At 58.9% G+C, this 18,772-nt stretch carries 10 protein-coding genes and 4 pseudogenes; 4 read left to right on the top strand and 10 right to left on the bottom strand.

Translation table 11 applies throughout. The features are described from left to right. Positions 1-466: 466 nt before the first annotated feature. A pseudogene (locus ACVW1B_RS43195) lies at positions 467-796 on the top strand (transposase); the annotation flags it as partial. A gap of 427 nt (positions 797-1,223) precedes the next feature. On the opposite strand, the gene ACVW1B_RS43190 reads toward ACVW1B_RS43195, so the two are convergent. The 4 genes and pseudogenes from ACVW1B_RS43190 to ACVW1B_RS43175 all read right to left on the bottom strand — a co-directional run bounded on the left by ACVW1B_RS43190 (position 1,224) and on the right by ACVW1B_RS43175 (position 3,751). Next, entirely contained in the window at positions 1,224-1,394 is a 171-nt protein-coding gene (locus ACVW1B_RS43190; protein ID WP_253588012.1) for a hypothetical protein, read from the bottom strand. Continuing rightward, positions 1,391-1,537, bottom strand: a complete 147-nt coding sequence (locus ACVW1B_RS43185) for a hypothetical protein (protein ID WP_253588013.1) — start codon at positions 1,535-1,537, stop codon at positions 1,391-1,393. The genes ACVW1B_RS43190 and ACVW1B_RS43185 overlap by 4 nt, the downstream gene beginning before the upstream one ends. Positions 1,538-1,634: 97 nt before the next feature. Next, positions 1,635-2,225, bottom strand: coding sequence for a hypothetical protein (locus tag ACVW1B_RS43180; protein WP_253588014.1), 591 nt, complete (start codon positions 2,223-2,225; stop codon positions 1,635-1,637). A 182-nt stretch (positions 2,226-2,407) separates the two neighbouring features. Next, positions 2,408-3,751: pseudogene (locus ACVW1B_RS43175) on the bottom strand (IS5 family transposase). A gap of 236 nt (positions 3,752-3,987) precedes the next feature. Here ACVW1B_RS43175 and ACVW1B_RS43170 point away from each other — a divergent pair. After that, the gene (locus ACVW1B_RS43170) at positions 3,988-4,929 is read left to right on the top strand and encodes an IS630 family transposase (RefSeq protein ID WP_141343507.1); all 942 of its coding nucleotides are present in this window, start codon (positions 3,988-3,990) and stop codon (positions 4,927-4,929) included. Positions 4,930-5,214: 285 nt separating this feature from the next. On the opposite strand, the pseudogene ACVW1B_RS43165 reads toward ACVW1B_RS43170, so the two are convergent. The 4 genes and pseudogenes from ACVW1B_RS43165 to ACVW1B_RS43150 all read right to left on the bottom strand — a co-directional run. Continuing rightward, positions 5,215-5,676 (bottom strand): annotated as a pseudogene (locus ACVW1B_RS43165) (transposase); the annotation flags it as partial. Positions 5,677-5,837: 161 nt separating this feature from the next. Next, positions 5,838-6,827, bottom strand: coding sequence for a reverse transcriptase domain-containing protein (locus ACVW1B_RS43160; RefSeq protein ID WP_309145042.1), 990 nt, complete (start codon positions 6,825-6,827; stop codon positions 5,838-5,840). A 51-nt stretch (positions 6,828-6,878) separates the two neighbouring features. Next, positions 6,879-7,133 (bottom strand): hypothetical protein, encoded by a 255-nt coding sequence (locus ACVW1B_RS43155; RefSeq protein ID WP_253588016.1) that lies wholly within the window; start codon positions 7,131-7,133, stop codon positions 6,879-6,881. A gap of 636 nt (positions 7,134-7,769) precedes the next feature. Continuing rightward, complete coding sequence (locus ACVW1B_RS43150; RefSeq protein ID WP_253588017.1) at positions 7,770-10,907, bottom strand: Ulp1 family isopeptidase; 3,138 nt, start codon at positions 10,905-10,907, stop codon at positions 7,770-7,772. Positions 10,908-11,191: 284 nt separating this feature from the next. Here ACVW1B_RS43150 and ACVW1B_RS43145 point away from each other — a divergent pair. Then, positions 11,192-12,460 (top strand): annotated as a pseudogene (locus ACVW1B_RS43145) (IS256 family transposase). 10 nt (positions 12,461-12,470) lie between these two features. On the opposite strand, the gene ACVW1B_RS43140 reads toward ACVW1B_RS43145, so the two are convergent. Together ACVW1B_RS43140 and ACVW1B_RS43135 are read right to left on the bottom strand one after the other, a co-directional pair. Further along, on the bottom strand, positions 12,471-12,662 hold the full coding sequence (locus ACVW1B_RS43140; RefSeq protein WP_069279834.1) for a hypothetical protein: 192 nt from the start codon (positions 12,660-12,662) through the stop codon (positions 12,471-12,473). 1,193 nt (positions 12,663-13,855) lie between these two features. Beyond that, on the bottom strand, positions 13,856-15,682 hold the full coding sequence (locus ACVW1B_RS43135) for an NEL-type E3 ubiquitin ligase domain-containing protein (RefSeq protein ID WP_253588018.1): 1,827 nt from the start codon (positions 15,680-15,682) through the stop codon (positions 13,856-13,858). Between the two features lie 636 nt (positions 15,683-16,318). Here ACVW1B_RS43135 and nopM point away from each other — a divergent pair. Further along, complete coding sequence (gene nopM / locus ACVW1B_RS43130; RefSeq protein WP_253588019.1) at positions 16,319-18,028, top strand: T3SS effector NEL-type E3 ubiquitin ligase NopM; 1,710 nt, start codon at positions 16,319-16,321, stop codon at positions 18,026-18,028. Positions 18,029-18,772: the final 744 nt, after the last annotated feature.

Raw genomic sequence — 18,772 nt, 5'->3', positions numbered from 1 at the left:
GAGCGGCAAATCGGCCTGCACCGCTGGCGCGCTGCGCGCTGCGCGAGTATGAAGCATCTGAATCCTGAGGCTCAGAGCGCGTCTGCTCCACAACGGAACTGAATGATCGGCCCTCTTCGCCGGGGGCACAAGCCGATCTAGCGCTAGAACCGTCAGCGCCTTGACCTTCATCGGCACCAAATTCCGAAATGGGCGATGTGCCGCGCTCGTCAATGCGCCTCATAATCCTTCTCCAATGTAGCAGAAACTGTGCAGGCTGCCCTCACGAGCGCGATAGCCACGTGCCGGCTCGACCACTTGTCCTCGTCTTGGCTGACAGAGCTGGCTGAATGGGCGCCGGATTAGCAACGGCTGAGCGCATGATTTCGTCAATTGGATGACCCTTAGTGTCCGACCGAAAAATAAGTTGAGTGATATCAGCGAGTTCTGATTCCATTGGTGTTGCGAAGCATCAAAGGGATCGAGAATGTGGACTGATATCACCCGGGCACAGTTTGCCCGAGAGGAGCTGCGTTTGCCAAGCGGCTGGACGGATGCGGAATGGGGCGTGCTGGAGAGGTTGCTTCCTGTGCGGGCCAAGCGCGGGCGGCGCCCGAAATGGAGCTATCGTGACATCGTCGAGGCGGTGCTCTATCTGTTGCGCGGCGGGTTGCCGTGGCGCATGCTGCCGCCCACTCTGTTCCCACCAATGACCACGGTGCAGTACTATTTCTACCAATGGCGCGACAGCGGATTGTGGCAATCGATCAACCACGCACTCCTGATGTTGGCGCGCGAGGCGATCGGCCGGGAAAGCAGAACATAGTACAATAGGTACAACTTGACGCGAGGTCCGATTCAAGCCCCTCCGATCTGTATCGCGCGGATGTGTTGAGGCTGTTGAGCGATCGCACTAGGCGGCCGAGCAAGTGAGCCCTCATCGACCAACGTCCGCGTCAGTGATGGCGAAAGGTCGAAAAGATGGATGGATGTCAATCGGCCCTTTAGCTGCGGGCTGTTTTCAAGCTGCCATTCTTTCTCTCCCGTGGCACGCTGGTGGCGATTGCTCCCTCGGAGCCGGGTCGGGGTTGCGGAGACGGAGTGATCGCGGTTCGGCGAGACGATCGCCTAGCGTGACTGGATAATCGATGCGTCCTACTATGGCCCAATACTCGTCAATGCTCCGCTGTACACAAACGTTAGCGGCTGATCAATTGAGGTATTGGTCACAACAGGCCGGAACGTCAAGGCGCGGCCATCGTGTTGGTCTGCAATCTTGCCTCGCCCAACCGTCCGACAAACTCCACTTGCGCTCGGTTACCGAGATCGCGACGTGCACCACGAAGCGCGGACACTTTGAACAGCCATGCGGCTTTATCATCGTCGACGCTCGAGGCATCGACAGCGAACGTCATTTTGACAACACTTTCTTGCCCGCCTTGAACGCTTCCTGATCTTTCGGGTCGGCAAGCTCAAACCAAGAGCCGGGTGCATACGTGGCGATAAGCGTTGCAAAGAACGATTGTGCCTCCCAATCTTGCCCTTCGCGCTTCTCCAAAATGATGACTCCGTCACGGGTAAAAGAACTAGGTCCGGGAACATTGCAGTCGACCGAAAGTTCGACCCGCCACAGCCCGCCCTTCGTGGCTTGCTGCTCATCTATTTATTGTCGGCGAGTAATGCACTCCAATCGGCTCGCCGATAGTGCAGCGGCCACGCCGCAGGAGATCGCCCAATTTGCCCTGCGCGGTGGTTACGAAGTTGAAGTTGGCGGGATTATGCAGAAAGCGACGGTTCACGCCACTTTCGTCGTTTGTGACTTCGTCCGCAATGAGCGAGAGCGCGAACGCCTGCCAGCCTAGTTCCATCGGCTTTGCATAAGGTGCCACAATTTTCGTTGCGCCATCGGGCGCCACCTCCCACGTGACCGTGTACTCTTCCTTTGCTTGATGGGCCCGATGTTTAGCCCACGAAAAGATAACTCGCTCGCCCGAGTGGGTCTTTTGACCAACCTCCCATCCCCGGGGGATGAAGTGTGCTACCTTCGAGACCTTGGAAAAGATTTGCTCCGCTCTCTCACCATCCTGCGCTCGCCAGGTTGATTTGACCTTGTCGATAAGCGGATTGTCGCTCGTACGAACACCATCGCTCTTACCGGCCAGCCCACCCGGCAAAATGAACCATACGCCAAGGCCGACACAGAGGCCAAGACCGAGGCAAAACCAAAGCACGCGCCGATCGATCATTTTCGCTTCCCCGAGCAGGTGGTTCCTATATCCGTTGTTGTTCGGGGTCGGCGGCGACTTATGGAGCATGGCGACAATTCCTACGAGACCGGGTCGGGATTCAGTTCGGGATTGGAATCCGGAGGGAAAAGCGCGCCGTCGGCCCTATTTCACGCGTGGCCGATTGTTTAACTTGTCGTCCGTTAACAAGCGGGGTCGAGGGCGACTGGGGTTGCGAAGGCGGGCCAAAGAGCGATCAGGATGAAGCGCAAGAGCTTCCTGAGCCAGGCGAGGATGCGGCGGAAGTTGTGGCCCATGGCTGAGAGGACGACGTTGGCGGCGTCTCCTGGCGGCCCTTGAGGTAGCAGCGGCCGAGGTGACCTTCGGCCTTCAGGTGTCCGATGATGGGCTCGATGGCGGAGCGGCGGCGCAGCTCGCGCTTGATGACACCGAAGACGCCGCGCTTCTGGCCGGAGATGAAGACGCGACGGGATCTTGCGCGTCGTGGCCGCGGTATCCCTTGTCGACATAGGCGCGCTCGATCGCACAGCCGGTGAGTGTCTCGGTGCGGTCGATGGCGTCCCGCAAGGTGTGACCGTCGTAGGGGTTATCGGGCAGCGCCTTGGCGTGCAGCACGAACAGGCCCCCAGGAGCACGGCGGTTGTTGGTGACGATGGAGGCCTTCACCCCGAACTCGTAAGGAGCGCTAGCCTTACCCTTGCCGATGCACTCCACCTCCGGAGCATGGAAGGAATACAGCTTCCAGCCGCGCTGGCGCTGCTGCTGCGAACGGATCTGCGTGGCCCGGCTGAGCGGCAGTGCGAACGCGTTCTCGAGCGCTTCCTGCCCTTCGATCTTGCGGCGGATGTCGCGGATGATCCGGCCCAGTCGGCTACGCAGGATGCGCAACTGCCGCTGATGCCGCTTGAATTGCTTGGCATGGGCGTAGCGGGAAGCCATCATTGCCGCGGTCTTGGCAATGCGAAGATAGGATTGTCGCAGCTTGACCCCGTGCTTCCTCGCCAGGCGGTTGAGCCCCTTGATCGCCGCGTGCAGCAGCTTGGCATCGGTCGGGAAGGTGATGGCCTTCGGCTGCACGGTGGTATCGACCGTGACCCGCTTGAGGTCTTGGCTGCGTAACGCGCCGGTCTCGTGCGCCACCCGCAAACTCTCGGCCAGCAACAGTTCCAGCTTGTCGCCGAGCCGCTTGCGCCAGTGGCTCAGGTCCGAGCGCTCGTGCGGGAACGCTGCTGAAAGAACTCTTCGCCGGTGAAGTACTGGAAATACGGGTCGTGGACCCAGCGCTCGCACAGCCCCTCATCGGACAGGCCGTAAATGTGCTTGAGCAACAGCAGCCCGATCATGAAGCGGGTCGCGATGCCCGGCCGACCGTTCTCGCTATAGAGCGGCGCGATCTCGCCGTCGATCCAGTCCCTATCGACCTTGCCGGCGAGTTGAACCAGCTCGTGCTTCATATTGATGATTTGGTCCAGCCTGGCCCGGAATAGATCGCCCGATCCCGTCGTCCTGTGCTTCTTCGGTCGCATCGCCACCTCCGATGCGCCGACGGAATCATGACTGGCGATTCGACGGAATCCTGAAAATGAAATTGCAAGGTTCCGATGCCCGAAGCTTCAAAATCCTGCAATCGCAAAACAGTCCGCAACGACAAATGCGATTCTAGAGCGGTTTCCAGTTGAGGTGAATCGGAACAGTCAAAGGGGATTCCCACGGGCACGCAAATTAGATTCGGTGTTGCCCGCGACAACATGCGGGGCATGCGATGGCGAAGGGATACTCCAAGGACCTCAGGGTGCGTGCGGTTGAGCTTGTTGAGTCCGGCGAAAGCGCACGTGAGGCTGCGCGCATTCTCAATCTCGGCGCTTCGACTACGATCCGATGGATGGATCGTTGGAGGAAGACCGGAAACGTTGAGGCCAAGCCCGGCACCGGGCACAGCCGCTCGCCGTTGGAGCAGCACAAGCAGTGGCTGATCGAGCTGATCGCCGCGGAGCCGGACCTGACGCTCGAGGAGATCCGCGCGCGTCTGCGCTCTCAGAGAAAGCAAAAGGCCGGCATCGGTTCGATCTGGCGTTTCTTCGACCGTCACAGCATCACCTTCAAAAAAACACTGCACGCCGCCGAGCAGGATCGACCTGACGTCGCTGCCGAGCGTGCCGCGCTGAAAGCCGAGCAGCCCAAGCTGCGTGCACCGCGCCTCATCTTTATCGACGAGACTGCGGTCACGACGAAGATGGTCCGGCACTATGGGCGCTCTCCTCGCGGTGAGCGCCTCGTCTCTGGCGTGCCCCATGGTCACTGGAAGACGCTGACGCTTGTCGCCGCGCTGCGCATCGATGGCCTCACGGCGCCCTATGTCATCGACGGTGCAATGGATGGGCCCTCGTTCCTGGCTTATGTCGAGCAAGTCCTGGCGCCGACCTTGCGCAAGGGCGACATCGTCTTCATGGACAACTTGCGCACTCACAAGATCGCCGGTGTCCGCGAGGCGATCGAGGCTGTCGGCGCCCGCGTGCGTTATCTGCCGGCCTACTCGCCCGACCTCAATCCAATCGAACAGGCCTTCTCCCGGTTGAAAGCTGCGCTGCGCAAAGGCGCCACCCGCACGGTCCAAGCCCTGCTCAAACTCATCGGCAAACTCGTCAAGTCGTTTGCGCCGCAGATGTGTGCCAACTACTTTAGGCATGCTGGATACACCAGATGATCCACATCATGTGAAAAATGCTCTAGCTCAATTGCTTAGCCGATCTTCACGGACGACTAACTTACCGCAGGCCGATGGACGTGTTTCAAACGATCCAATATCTTTGAGCCTTCGCTGAACGATTTCGACCAAGATTGCTCCGCAAAATCCAGGTGGCACTTCAGTAGCTCAGACGGGGTTTTCGAGTCGGCAAGAGCTCTCAGAAAAGCAGCCTGGTCGTGCAGTGAGCTGGCTGCGGTTGTCTGAACAGCAATTCCGCGTCGATAAGTGGAGCTTGTGCCAGAGTTAGGCTGCCGCGCGGAACGGCAGCGGGTTGAAGTAAGCTTGATCCGGGGTGCCGCCGTCAAGGCTCGAGTGGGGACGCCGGCCATTGTAAAAGACGAGGTATCGGCCGATCGAGGCGCCGGCGTCGGACACGGTATCGTAGGCGCGCAGATAGACCTCTTCGTATTTGATGCTGCGCCATAGCCGCTCGACGAACACGTTGTCGCGCCATGCGCCCCGGCCGTCCATGGCGATGCGATGACTGGCGAGCACGCCGGTGAACGCGGCGCCCGTGAACTGCGAGCCCTGGTCGGTGTTGAAGATGTCCGGCTTGCCGTGGCGAGCGAGAGCGTCCTCCAGCGTCTCGACGCAGAATGCGGGTTCCATCGTGATCGAGACGCGCCACGACAGCACCCGGCGGCTGAACCAGTCGAGCGCCACCGCGAGATAGAGGAAGCCGCGCGCCATCGGGAGTGAAGTAAGAAGCGCGAGCGCGCTTCTCCTCCCCGGTAGGGTCGAGGACTGGCGCGCCAACAGGTCTCTCGACCGTGCCACGTTTCCAGCCCCCTCCACGTCGCACGCAGCATGCGGATTTCCCGCACTGCGCGCCCCCATTTGCTTCGCTCCAAGGCTTATGGGACCTATCATGCTGGGATTGCTTTCGTTCCGTCGCGCCGCACCCGATAGCTGTTGAACAGCCTCAGAGTGTCGTGCAACCACGGCCTACTCCACTGGTCCCAGCCGAAGCCCTGTAGTTTCCGGGCGTGCGCCAGATGGCGCCTGACCTTCTTCTCTACCCAATCTTTGATATAGCCGAAGCACTCACTGGAGTGCCCAACTGCGAAGTAGTTCACCCACCCCCGGAGCATTGGATTGATCAGGCTTATCACCCTCCCAATCGGTTGCGACCGGTGTCGGCGGAACACCTCCTTGACCGCCCGCAGCAGCGCCGTCCACTTTTTGAGCTTGGGCGTGTAATGCGGCCGCATTGCTCCGCGTAGACTGCGGAGATAGCGGAAGTCGAACCCCAGAAAGCCGAAGCTCTCACCTCGTTCCAAGTCGACAACGCGGCTCTTTTCATCATTGATCTCAACCCGCAGCTTGGCGAACTCTTCCCGTAACCGCTTAGTTACCGCTCCAATTAGCCAGTCATGTCGCTTGTAGGCATCAATCAAGACCACCAGATCGTCAGCGAATCTCGCATATTCGACGTAGGTGTACTTGCCACTGCGTGTGACTTCCCTTGCTCTTTCCAGCATCTTATCTACCTCATTGAGATAGAGATTACTGAGCAACGGCGAGATCACACCGCCCTGCGGAACGCCCTTCTTGCCAGAGGCCTTCAGCATAATCTTCAGGAGATGCATGATATCCGCGTCATCGATCCGTTGCGCCACCTTCTCTAACAGCCGATCGTGCCGGACATTGTCGAAGTAAGCTTTCAGATCAAAGTCGAGAACTCGCGTCTTCCGTTGGACTACTGCTTCAGCCACTCGCTTGATCGCATCATGTGCTGCCCGCTTGGGACGATATCCAAACGACCCCGGTTGGAAATCCGCCTCGAAGACAGGTTCGAGTATGAGCTTGAGCGCACCTTGCACCACTCTGTCGCGGATTGCAGGAATCGAGAGGATGCGGACTTTACCCCATCTTTCGGTATTTCCTGCCGTCGCGCGGGGAGTGGCTTATAGGTACGCCCGGTCAGTTCGTCCCTTAGCTGCAAGCAGCGACTCCACATCTCGCGCCTCGATGGCTTCGAACGTCACCTCGTCTATTCCCGGTGCGCCGTCGTTTTCTTTCGCCATCTCATACGCCGCGCGCAGAGTCTCCATCTTGCACACGTGGACGTATAGACCCCAGAAACGCCAGGACGGTTCAGCCTTCGCCTTGACGTATAGCCTCCGCCTCAGGTCCTGCAAATCGATGGACGCCTTTGTCATCTCGTCCTTGCCTTCCTTACGTTGGAGACGTCACAAATGGCAGGGCCCCTTTGCTCCACGGACATTACTCCGCTTCCTCGCTACTCCGAACCCAGCCGCCACCCTCTCGCCTTCGGCCGATTTCCCGGTGTCGCCGGTTATACGGCCTACCTTGCTCCGTCGATTTCTCGCCGGGACGAGGAGGGTTTCTCCAGTTGCTCAGCATGTCCTTGTCACCGTGCCGTCGCTTCCACCCCGCCGAGATAAACAGCCGTATCGGTCAGTGTTCGGCTGTTCATGCTGCCTTCGCCCTACGGTTGCGAGCTCGGCCCTCGGATTTACTCACTTTCGAGGCCACAACGCGTTCACTGTTGTTACAGCCCGGTGACTCGTGGATCTCCCTCAAGGAGACCTTGTCGATAGGCTTCAGAAGTTCTGTTTCCATCTCCTCTGCTATCCAAACTACGGGCTCTGACTTCTACCCCGGCAGGACTTCTCCTGCTGAACACGCCAGCTTTACCTGGACACACAACCGTACGTGCACCTTTCAGCGCATACGGCTCTCTGTTCAAAGCTTGGCCGATGGCCATAGCAACATCATGTCGCGAGCTTGTGCTGCATTTCACTGATTATCAAAGGTCTTCACTCAGCAGCGGGCTAGGCTCCAATAACAGCCCGTAGGCGAGCTTGCAGTGCCAGCCTACTGACACTGAGGTTGTTAAGATTCTGCACCCCTCGCTGCCCTGCAACCAACCCACTAACGAGAGCTCGCGTACCGTCCACGACAAAGACGCCGCAATCATAGCCGTTCTGCTGTTGGGCGATGCCAGCTTGCACTACGTTGTCTAGAAGACCCAGTCTACCGGCCAGATGGGTGGCAGACGTCTCGTTGAATCCTCTGCGGGAGTCGTAGTGATAGGCAATAGGCGAGCTCCGGTCACGGCGATCAAGGAACAGCAGCGACCAATGATTCCCTTGGCTATAAGGATCCGAAGGATCGGCATCGCTTACGGGCAGGAACACGAAGTCGGCTGTATCATTACCCTTGTCATCATAGACAATGCGCTGAAATGCCCGTTCAACGACGGTATCGTCGGAAGAGCGCAGCAAATTATGGACCAAAGTGGGAGACACCAACCGCGTCCGAGTGGCGATATCCAGGGCGGGGAAATCCTGAGGGTCCCTGTGCAACTCCTGCTCCTGAAGCTGGTAATCCCTCAGGATATGCTCGTCGCCCAGCCATTGCTCGTCCCCCAGCACCAGCTCGCGAGGCAAGGCTGCCGCATTCAGCGCTACGATCTGATCATCGGCGGATGTGCTCGGAAACGCCGGCACAGAATTAGCATCGTCGCCCAATTCTGACAGCGTGAACGTAGTCAGATCAACCAACGGTTCAAGTCCGCCGTAGAGATCGGACGGAGCCCTGCAGATTGACGGTGAGGCAGATTCTTGCATCTGCCGCCGCGAGAACTCCTCCCTTAACCATACCATAGCTTCATCGTCCGAAAAGGCAGGCACCGGCGGTGAAAGCCCATGCGGCAGACTAGGCTGTCGACTGTCATCGTGATGATCCAGTGCTGATCCGGCAAATAGCGACCGTAAGTAAGACGTCGGGACGAGGCCGCCCGGTAGCTCGAAGGAATTGAGATGAACCGTTCCCTCAATCGGGCCCATGTCCCGAGTCGGCGAGAGATTGCTCCCGGTTGCCGCGGCCTTGCGGTTGGGGTGCCAGTTCAGGGGATGGTCGGACTCTCCGGAATCTCTTGCTTGGGGAGGGCTCATGATTGAGCCGCGAGACGGCGATGGGGCGGTTTCGTCCATCGCTCGCCAAAGCAGATCCTGATCGTAATATTCCGCGGGAAAGACCACCGGCGAACTGAGACCTCCCTGCGGTCCACTGTGCTGCGCGGCCGCGTCCCATTGCCATGCGACCACGCGGCCGAGGGGGGCCTGCATCAGCACGCCCTCCCCCGAATTGCCGTTTTCGATCAGCATTTCCTGAATTGCGACTGCTTGCGCCCTATCCAGATTCCTTGGCCTCTTCGCTGGTCTCAGTTCGGCTGTGCCGTGCTCATCATCGATGAGAACCCCTTCACTTTGCAGGACGTCACTCTGAGGCGCACTCATCAGCTCCTGCGGAGCCCCTAGGGGGTCGCGGTGCCGGCTCGGGTCAGCCAAGAACGCTGCGAGATGATCCAGCGCATTATTGTCGCGCACATTTGACCCGAGAGCCGACGAAGGGCCGGATTGATCATCCCGCAATTCGCGAGTCTCTTCCGGAAGCTGTTGATCCGGTCGCAGAAGCGCAGAATCGTCAGCCATAACCGGCCACTCGTCGCCCTCAACGTCCAACAGCTGCCAAAGCTCTTCGGGATCAACGTCCATTACTGCAAACTCGGCGCCCCTCACCGGCGCTCTGCCGAGAGCCGCCTGCCCCGAAGCACCTTCCCCTGAGGGTTCAGCACCCTTCGTCTGACGATACTCTCCAAGGGCTTTCAGCCCACCGTCCAAGGCCATCTTCCACTTTTCGTCGCGAAACATTCTGTCAGCGCAGATACGTAGGGCCGCGTTACTGAGTGCGGAAAGCGTGTCACCGTAGAGATCTAACTCTCGAGAGAATTTGCGAAGCGCCCAATCATAAAGTCGGGCGGTCGTCGAACTCAACCTGTCGCTCTCAAGAGCGTGGCTTATGGCTCCCTTAATGAGCACTTCGTCACCATCGGCAGGAGGAAGCGATGGGCGCCCGCCAACAGATGAAGCGCCCGGAGCCCTCGGGGCACGATGGTCCCTAAGAGCCCCCACCGCGGCCCGCATAAATTTATTGCTCTTGAAGAGTTTTTTTACATGGGCAAGCAAGTCTGCATCACTACTACTGTCCAGAGATAGGCCGCGCTCCCCGAGATCATTTGCCAACCTGGTAAGATTGCGCGCGTACCCGTTAGCCACCTCGCCTTTCAGCTTCCGACTTGCAATAACGCCCTGAGCCACCTCTCTGATAAGCCCTTGGTCGCGCTCAGACACATGGGGACAGACGGCGGATGCTTTTTGGCGCTTGCGCACGGGAGCTGGATGGGGGACGTGCCCCGTCGACCGCCAGGTCCGGAGATGGTCTAGGGCCAACATCAGATCATTATTATTTCCGCTGTATTGGAAGAGATCGCCATCAGTGGTCAGTGAATTGTTGTCTAGCCGAGCAATAACGCCCGTCTTGTTATTTGCGCACAGCCAGCGGCCAAAGCTAAGAAGAGGACCTACGATTCTCTGGACAAATGATTCAGCGAGCTTGCCCTGGGTGAGCGCCTGGCTAAATTCTACAATAACAACAGCATCCTTGGAATAAAGAGGCTGCTTCCTTTTCTTGCCCGCTATTGAAACCTGAGTTACCTGAGGCGCCCGCGGGGCAGCCTCAGCAGGCATTGCTCCACCAGCTTCAAGTGAGCTTGCGACCTCGCTCGGCTGCTGCTCAAAGGCAACGCCTTGCGAATTGATTGGGGACCTCGGCCTGTTCGTTTGCCTCAACTCAGCTGTGCCATGTCTATTGATGAGACCCTTCTCGCTTGGCGGAAGCTTGCTCCGGGCGAGCGCACCCATCGACGGGTCCGGGGACTGCTGACTGTCGCTAGACACACTGGGAGGGAGAGGCCGGTCGGGTATCGCGGTGTCAGCCTGGCGTGCCTCGTGCAGTTGCTGCTCAAAGGCGCTTTGCCCGGTTTGGCCCGCTTGCTGCTCCTGCAACAAGTCGTGCTGCACCTGCAACGAAGCTGTTGCGCTGCTTTCATAGTTCGGGCGGTCCACGTTACCTTCGCATCCACAGAATCATCTAAGCAGGTTTCTTAGTCAGTTAAGTTTTCAGAAAGCTGACGAGTCAGAGACTCCGCAAAATTGAGCATTGAGCTGCTGCCGGTTTGATGGACACCGACTTAAGCCTAATCCCACCTTGCGCTCGAACTCAACCAGGCTGAGATAGCCGATGGTCGAGTGGGAGCTATGACGGAAACTGGGTGATGACGACCTGAGAAAGGCGGCGTATCGAGGCGGGTGATGAAGCCTGCCAGCAACCTCCAAAGGAGCGATACGCCGTGAACGAGACTACCAATGTATTTCCTCTGCGTCAGCCCGATCAGATCGCTGATCCACTGACGGATATTCTGCGTGCCGGAGCTCGCGAACTGATCGCCCCGGGCTGTCGAGATTGAGTTCACTACATTCCTGGAAACGACGAAGCATCTGGCGCTGCCGGATGGTCGGGCGCGCGTGGTGCGGCATGGATATGGGCCGGCGCGCGAAATTGCCACGGCATCGGCCCTGTCGTGATCGCCCGTCCGAAGGCCCGCGACCGTGCAGCAAGCGGGCCAGGCGACAGGATCCGGTTTCATTCGACGATCCTGCCGCTCTGGGCCCGCCGGGCGAAGAGCTTGGACGCGTTGATCCCCGTGCTCTATTTGCGGGGAATCTCGACCAGCGACTTCCAGGAGGCGCTTTCGGCCTTGCTCGGCAAGGACGCGCCGAACTTGTCGCCGCCGGTCATCGCTGGCCTGAAGAAGGACTGGCAGGCCGAATACGAACGTTGGCAAAAGCGCGACCTGTCGGCGCGGCGGTACGTCTATATCTGGGCGGATGGCGTCTATCTGCAGGCTCGCATGGAGGACCATGCCGAATGCATCCTGGTGTTGATAGGCGCCACGCCTGAAGGAAAGAAGGAACTCATCGGCTTCCAGGTCGGGGTACGCGAGAGCGCACAAAGTTGGCGAGAATTGCTGCCCGATCTGCGCAAGCGCGGCTTGCAGATCGGGCCTCAGCTTGCTGTCGGCGACGGCGCTCTCGGCTTCTGGCGGGCGCTCGATGAAATCTTCCCCGGCACGCAACATCAGCGATGTTGGCTGCACAAGGTGAACAACGTGCTCGACAAGGTCGCCAAGTCCGTGCAGCCGGCAATAAAGAGTGATCTGCGTGACATCTACCTGGCGCCGAACCGGGCGGCCGCTGAAACAGCGATTGATATCTTTGTCGAGAAGTACGGCGTCAAATACAAGCCCGCCGTTGAATGCCTGATCAAGGATCGCTCGGCCATGTTGGCGTTTTATGACTTCCCTGCCGAGCACTGGTCGCATCTGCGCACGTCGAATCCAATCGAGAGCGTCTTTGCGACGGTCAGGCACCGGACTGTGCGAACGAAGGGAGCGTTATCGCCACACACAGCAAAGTTGATGGTCTTCAAGCTCGTCGGCGCCGCATCTAAAACTTGGCGACGGTTGAAGGGCACAAATCAGTTGCCGAAGGTGATATCCGTGGTAAAGTTTGCGGACCGAATCGAATTCATTCCGACCGCTGAAGTCCGCGCCGCCTGATCGGACCGCGTTACCCAAAATCCGTCATAGCTCGATTGGTGGTCTCAAAATAGCTGTAGGCGCGTAAAACAGCCCGCAAATACTTGTGCGCGGCGAACCGCCCGTTGTTCTCTGACGCCTTTTCCGCTGCTTTCCTCACTTTGCGAATCTGGGCAACGACCTTCTGGGCGGACAGTCCCGACGACGCTACTGACGATTTCATGAGCACCTCCTAGATTGGCGATGCTCAAAATTAGTATCGCAAGCGATGCTTCAGGCGATGTTCGAGGCGAAAATATAAAACTTCGAGAGATTTTTCGAGCTCGGGTTTCCGAGATTTGTTGAACGAATTTGTCAGCGAGAGTGCCCGCGGAGGCGGGCATACAGTCTAGTGACTATATGCCCGCTGAGGCGATTGGGCGACGGCAGAAACGACGGCCGTCTCGGGCGCAAAAAGCACGTTACTCAAGAGCAACTGCCGTTCCAGGCCGAGCTGGATCTTACCTACGTCCGCGCGATGAAAAGCTGAACGCGGAATCCAAGCCTGCTGGTTATGGCTAGGATTGCTTATGCTCCTCTGTTCTGCGACCAGCTTCTCGCTGACGAGGGTCAGTGAAAAATTAGTTTGGCGATGGCGGGCTTGTACATGTTCTCCGAGAGAACGCTCATTGGTCAGGCGCTACTAGCAACGGCTGCTTGAGGCTGGTCAGCCGCAACATCGCCAAGGCCAATTCAGGATCGGCACGCAACAAGGATTCGATGCGGGTCGTGTCGAACTCAAGCGCTTCCGTTGGCTCGACGGCCACTGCGGTGGAAAAGCGAGGCAGGCCATCAAAAGCCGACCCTTCTCCACATAGCGCACCTTGCGGTGGCCGCAGTTGCGGCCAGCATACGGCTCGCACGGTGGCGGCTTGATACGAGCCGCTTCCTCCGCTGGGAATGATGCGATCGCTAACATCCCTGTCATCGGCTGCCGGCTTACTGACGGCCTATTTCTGGCATTCGGCGTGGTTTCGTTGGCGCGGGGATTCCGCACATGTATGCTGATGCCGTTCGCGTAGTCTGGGCCGCGGCAGAGAAAAGCACCGCGCGGCTAAAGCCAGACAACCGCCACTCAGGATATCGGCCAGGATCCCATCGCGACATTTGCTGCGTTGTAAAAAGGATGATCGCTCTCGGGGCGAGCTAGACGTCTACGAAGATTTATGAACATGCGTGTTACATCGCGCTCCTCTGTCTGACCCAGCCTCCGCACCCAAGTGAACGTGAGATTGCAGTTGCTGCAAATCAGAGCGCCAACGAGGAAGTTTTCGCAAACTAAGTGTTTGGCAAAGCGGCGGAAATCTTTATCGACGGTCAACCACGCGCTCAATCAGCTTAAGTTTCCTTTAGCTTCTCGCTGTAGCAAAGGCGGCCTCAGAGCTTCACGCCGTGATCATTGAGCACCTTGTCTCTTAGAGCGCCCTTGATCTCGCGGGCGATTTCCTTGCGAATCTCAGCACCCAATTCTCGCTTGGCATCCTCGACGAGATCAGATGCACTCCCGGCCAAGCCTTTGTCGGCGAGTTGTTGCTCCAGCCGGTTGTCGAACTCTTCCCCCATTGCATCAATGAGCTGGCCCTGCATCATGGCATATTCTTCAGGAGCGATTCGCCGCACCAGGCCGTCCCAAGGTTGCCAGTCCGTCGCCAAATAGCCGGCGAATTCCGCCGCCTCCTTGGTCAGGACGGAGGTCTCCGCACTGTCAACGTCGGCATCGGTGACGCTGGAGACTTCAAAATAGCGCATAGCGGGCGCGACGTGTTGCAGTCCTAGCCGGTCGCGCAGCTTGTTCTGATAAGCAAGATAGACCTCAACGGCGTCGATGTCTTCCACGTTGTAGGCGGACTGAAGCGAGTGAGTCTTTTCGCGCGCAATCCGCTCAAGCGCGTCCAGACGGAACATGATGCGCCCAAGATCGACGAGATCGGGAAGTCGGGCCGTATCGTCGTAGGCCCCGTTCTCGACGTCTGCGATGAGCCGCGCGGTTTGCATGCCGTTCCAAGTCAAAGTTCTCCGATCCTCGCAGCTTTGGTTGGCGTCGAGAGCCAGTTGAAAGTACTGCGCGCGCAATTGCGGGTTGGTGGCCGCCAAGCGCAGAGCGTCAGCGACCGACTGCTGGAATTGTTCATTGCCAGAATTGACCGAGTCGAACAGCTTTTCGAGAAAAAACGCGTATTCTTGGGCGCCCGGCTCTTCTGCAAAGCTCTGCCAAGTGGCCAGTACCTCTCGATCGCCCTGCTTCGGATCGCTCCTGAGCCAGGCTGCGACTGTTTCAGCGAGATCATCGGCCTGTCCATCGTCTGTCCCGGACAAATCACTTTCGTCATCGCGCGAAAGGTAGACGGTCGGACCGGTATACCCTTCGGCGCGGAGGGTTGTGTCCAGGTTCGTCAGCACCTGCTCGGGCAGGGGATTTTCACCCAGCTCTATCCTGGCACCTGCGCCCAACTGCGTCAGCAGGTCCTCAGGCAGACTCGCCAACTGGTTTTCGCTGACGTCGAGAAACCGGAGCATGGCAGGGAGAGATTCCGGCAAACCCGTCAAGCGGTTTTGGCAGACGTCGAGAAACTGGAGCGTAGCAGGCAGATCCTCCGGCAGACCCGTCAATCGATTGTGGCTGGCATAGAGAAACTGGAGCGAAGCAGGGAGAGTCTCAGGCAGGCTCGGTAACTGATTGTGGCTGACGTCGAGGAACTGGAGCGCTGTAGGCAGGACCTCGGGCAGGCTCCTCAGTCGATTTGACCTTGCATCAAGCCCTCTGAGCTCGGCCGGAAGAGCCGACAGACTAGTCAGCTGATTGCCCCTGATGTCGAGACGCTGGAGCGAAGCAGGCAGACCATCGGGCAGACTGGTCAGCCGATTGAAGGGGACCTCGAGCACGACGATTTCGGTCGGAAGTCGAGGCAGACTGGTAAGAGACAATGATTCGAGATCCAGTCTCGCGACCTCATCCCGAGCATTCACTCGCCTTAGCGCCTCTTCCCGATCCTCCAGCGGACCCACGTGCTGTTCAGCAGCCCAATTCTCAAGCGTCTGGTCTATTTCTCCGTTCGCATGAGCTGAATCCGCCGGGCTTTCTGCATAGCCTGACACAACTCCGTCCCACTGCGCCGATGCCTCATTTTCCCGGTCGGTTTGGCCGGAAGACGCGGAAAGGCTGGCACTACCCCGCTGTATCTGTCGCTCCTGAAAAGAATCCATCCCCACCCCCTTGCGAGACCGAGCATACTCAGTCCATGACGACAGGTAGGAGGGCTTAAGACATCTAGCTTTCCATAAGCTGACAGGTCCGATCGGCAAAAACTGCAACCACGCGTCGGAAACGACACTGCTGTCGTGACCTGAAACTGGGTGTGGATCCTGGCTGAGGATACGATCCATTCGTACCCGTGCGTTCTTGCAATCAGCAGCAAGCGCTGCGATCTTCCAAAACGTGCGACGTCTCTCCCCAAGTAACAAGCAGTCGGCACCGACTCATCTGAAGAGGTTGATCCGCTCAGCCGTTGGTGTGACCTACTTTGGCAACAAAGGTTGAGCGAACTGGCCAACCTGGAGCAACGCTCGTCAGCTGATCGACAGGTAAGCCTGCTAAGCTCAGAAAGCTTCCACGATGACGGTCTTCAGGACTTATCTGGTCACGAAGTGGCAGCAAGCCTGGCAATAGGATCGATCCAATTGCCTCGGAGGGCCTCGTGTGAGGCTTACCGGCTTGGCCAGGAGTCGGTAGCCCCGGAGCGTCTGCGTTCGCTCGAACGATCGCTGCGCTGCGCAACGGCCTGCTTCGCTGTCTTGAGAAGCGCCGGGCGTACTCTTTGATTTCAACAGCGAAGAAAGTTGATGAACACAGGACAGGCACAGCGAAGTGCAAACTCCTCCCTCGACACTTTTGAAGATGGGGAGCAGGAAAGCTACCTCGGCGGCTTCAACCGAGCCTTGGCAGATTGGGTCGAAGCCTTGACAGGATATCGGACCCCCGCCTCTTCGCGTGCGCGCATCCTGGAAAACTGGGCCGCCGAAGAGGGCCAGGGCGAAGCCGAGAATCGGCGACAGGGGCGCTCACGAATTAGGGCTGCGGAGAACATTGGATCGCATTTGGTAGATCTGTCATCCCTCTCCCTGACCGCTTTGCCCGACGCCCTGCCGCCCCGGCTGAGGGAACTGCGCGCCATGCACAACGAGCTGGGCAGCCTGTCCGCTCGGCTGCCCCCGGGTCTCAACGAACTTCTTGTTAGCCATAACCAGTTGACCAGTTTGCCGGACGTGCTCCCGGCGAGCCTCTATCGCCTGGAAGCGAACGATAACAGGTTGACCAGTCTGCCGGCAGATCTCCCGCCGGGGCTCGGGATCCTAAGCGCAAACAATAACCGACTCGTCAGCCTGCCCGACGCGCTCCCGACCGGCCTGACCTCGCTCGCGGTTAGCGGCAATCAGCTGACCGAGCTTCCCGTCCTCCCATCGGGGCTTATCGAAATCGATGTCAGCAGCAATCAGTTGACCAGCCTCCCTGAACCCCTTCCCGGCTGGCTTCAATCGCTCAATCTGAGCGGCAACCGGCTGACCGGCCTGCCTGAGAATCTCCTATCGAGTTTAAACTACCCGAATTTGGAGCTTGCGTTTGCCGACAACCCGCTCCCGGACGAGGTCCGCGCTCACCTGGCGGCACCGCATCTTGAACAACGGTCTCTGCACGAGGCTGCGGCGCACTGGCTCGGGAACGACCTCGCAGCGCTTGCCGAATGGCAGCACTTTGCGGATGAGCCGGGCGCTCAGAACTACGCCCGCTTCCTGGAGAGGCTAAGAGGGACCGTAAACCAGGGCAGCGACGAGTTTCGGCAGGCAGTGGCTGACGATCTGCGGCAGGCGGCGGCCGATCCGAGACTGCGCGAGCAGTTTTTCACACAGGCTTCCGAGGCCAACGCGAGCTGCGAGGATCGTATTACCCTGCACTGGAACGGCATGCGGACCGCGCGCCTCAATACTGAGGTCGAGAATGGGTCGTATGATGATCGGCTTAGCGAGCTGATCCAGCGCGCCCGCGTTGCTTTTCGCCTCGAGGCGCTGGACGGGATCGCGCGCGACAGGGTTAAATCGCTCCTCAGCGTCGACCCGAACGTAGACGATGTCGAAGTCTACCTTGCCTATCAATACCTCCTGCGCGAGCCGCTGGAGCTCAGTCACGTCGCCCCTGAGATGCGTTTCCTGTCGGTCTCTCACGTGACCCCGGATGATGCGGCGCGGGCGCTGGACCTGGTTCGGGAGCAGGAAGCGAACCAATTCACCGACTACATGGCAACCCGCTGGCAACCCTGGGAGACGGTGCTGAGGCGCATCGCTCCGGACGAATATGAAGCAATGCAAGATCGGCTCGTCGAAGCCATGGGTGAGGAGTTTCAAAGCCGCCTGGATCAGCGCTTGGCCGAGCACGGTCTGCTAGGCGACCCAGATGCCGAGCGGGTGCTCGGAGCTCAAATCCGAAACCAAATCGCTGGCGAGATCAAAGGCGAAGTCATGCACCGGCTGCTCGCAGACCGCGGGATCGAACAATAAGACTTCTCAGAGCCGCCGCGCAGATATCTCTCTGCAGCGCTGATCGGTTGTGTCAACTGACATCATCTTCGAACTGCCGCTGACCATCACCGATCGAGATTGGTCAGCGGATCAAATAACGCACGCCGACGAGCAACGTCGGGCTCGCTCACGAGTGATGAGCAAGGATCGAGCCGGCACAAATGGGGATCGAATATAGCGCGACAACCAGGATGAGAGAAGTCTCACCCTGATCGCCGCCGCGCAATCGAAGGCGCGCAGTGGCAGCATAAGAGACTTGAAGTGCTCGCAAGCGTTGGAAGGTCGAGCTATATGGACTGCCGGACGTGGCGCGATGTGGCCAGACCCGAGGACGCTAGATTGCTCAGGCCTGAGCACGGTAGAACTGAGCTAGGGACCATACGTAGCAGGCGAGCCTGCCCGCCATGACTGGCTAGCCGCACTTGCGTCAACCCAAGGACCTGGATTGCCGATGTTCTCGCAGCGAGGGCTGGGCGAGGCTGTCTCAATAGCGCGATTGGTGAATTGCTTTAGGCGCTAACCTGCCGGCCGATGCGCCGTGGCGGGAAATCCCGCCGGGAGATGTTCGAAGAGATCGAGCGCGCGCCATTGGCGCCACTCACGACGAAATCCTTATTCGAATATGCCGAACACCCGCTTATCGTGTCAAAGTCGACAAGACCTTTTACTTGGCGCCGCGCCGGCTGATCAGTCGTCAGGTGGACATCCGGCCTGCCATCGCGC

This window comes from Bradyrhizobium sp. USDA 4502, assembly GCF_054063355.1.
Note: the sequence above shows the minus strand (reverse complement) of the source record. Positions and strands in the feature narration are given on the sequence as shown.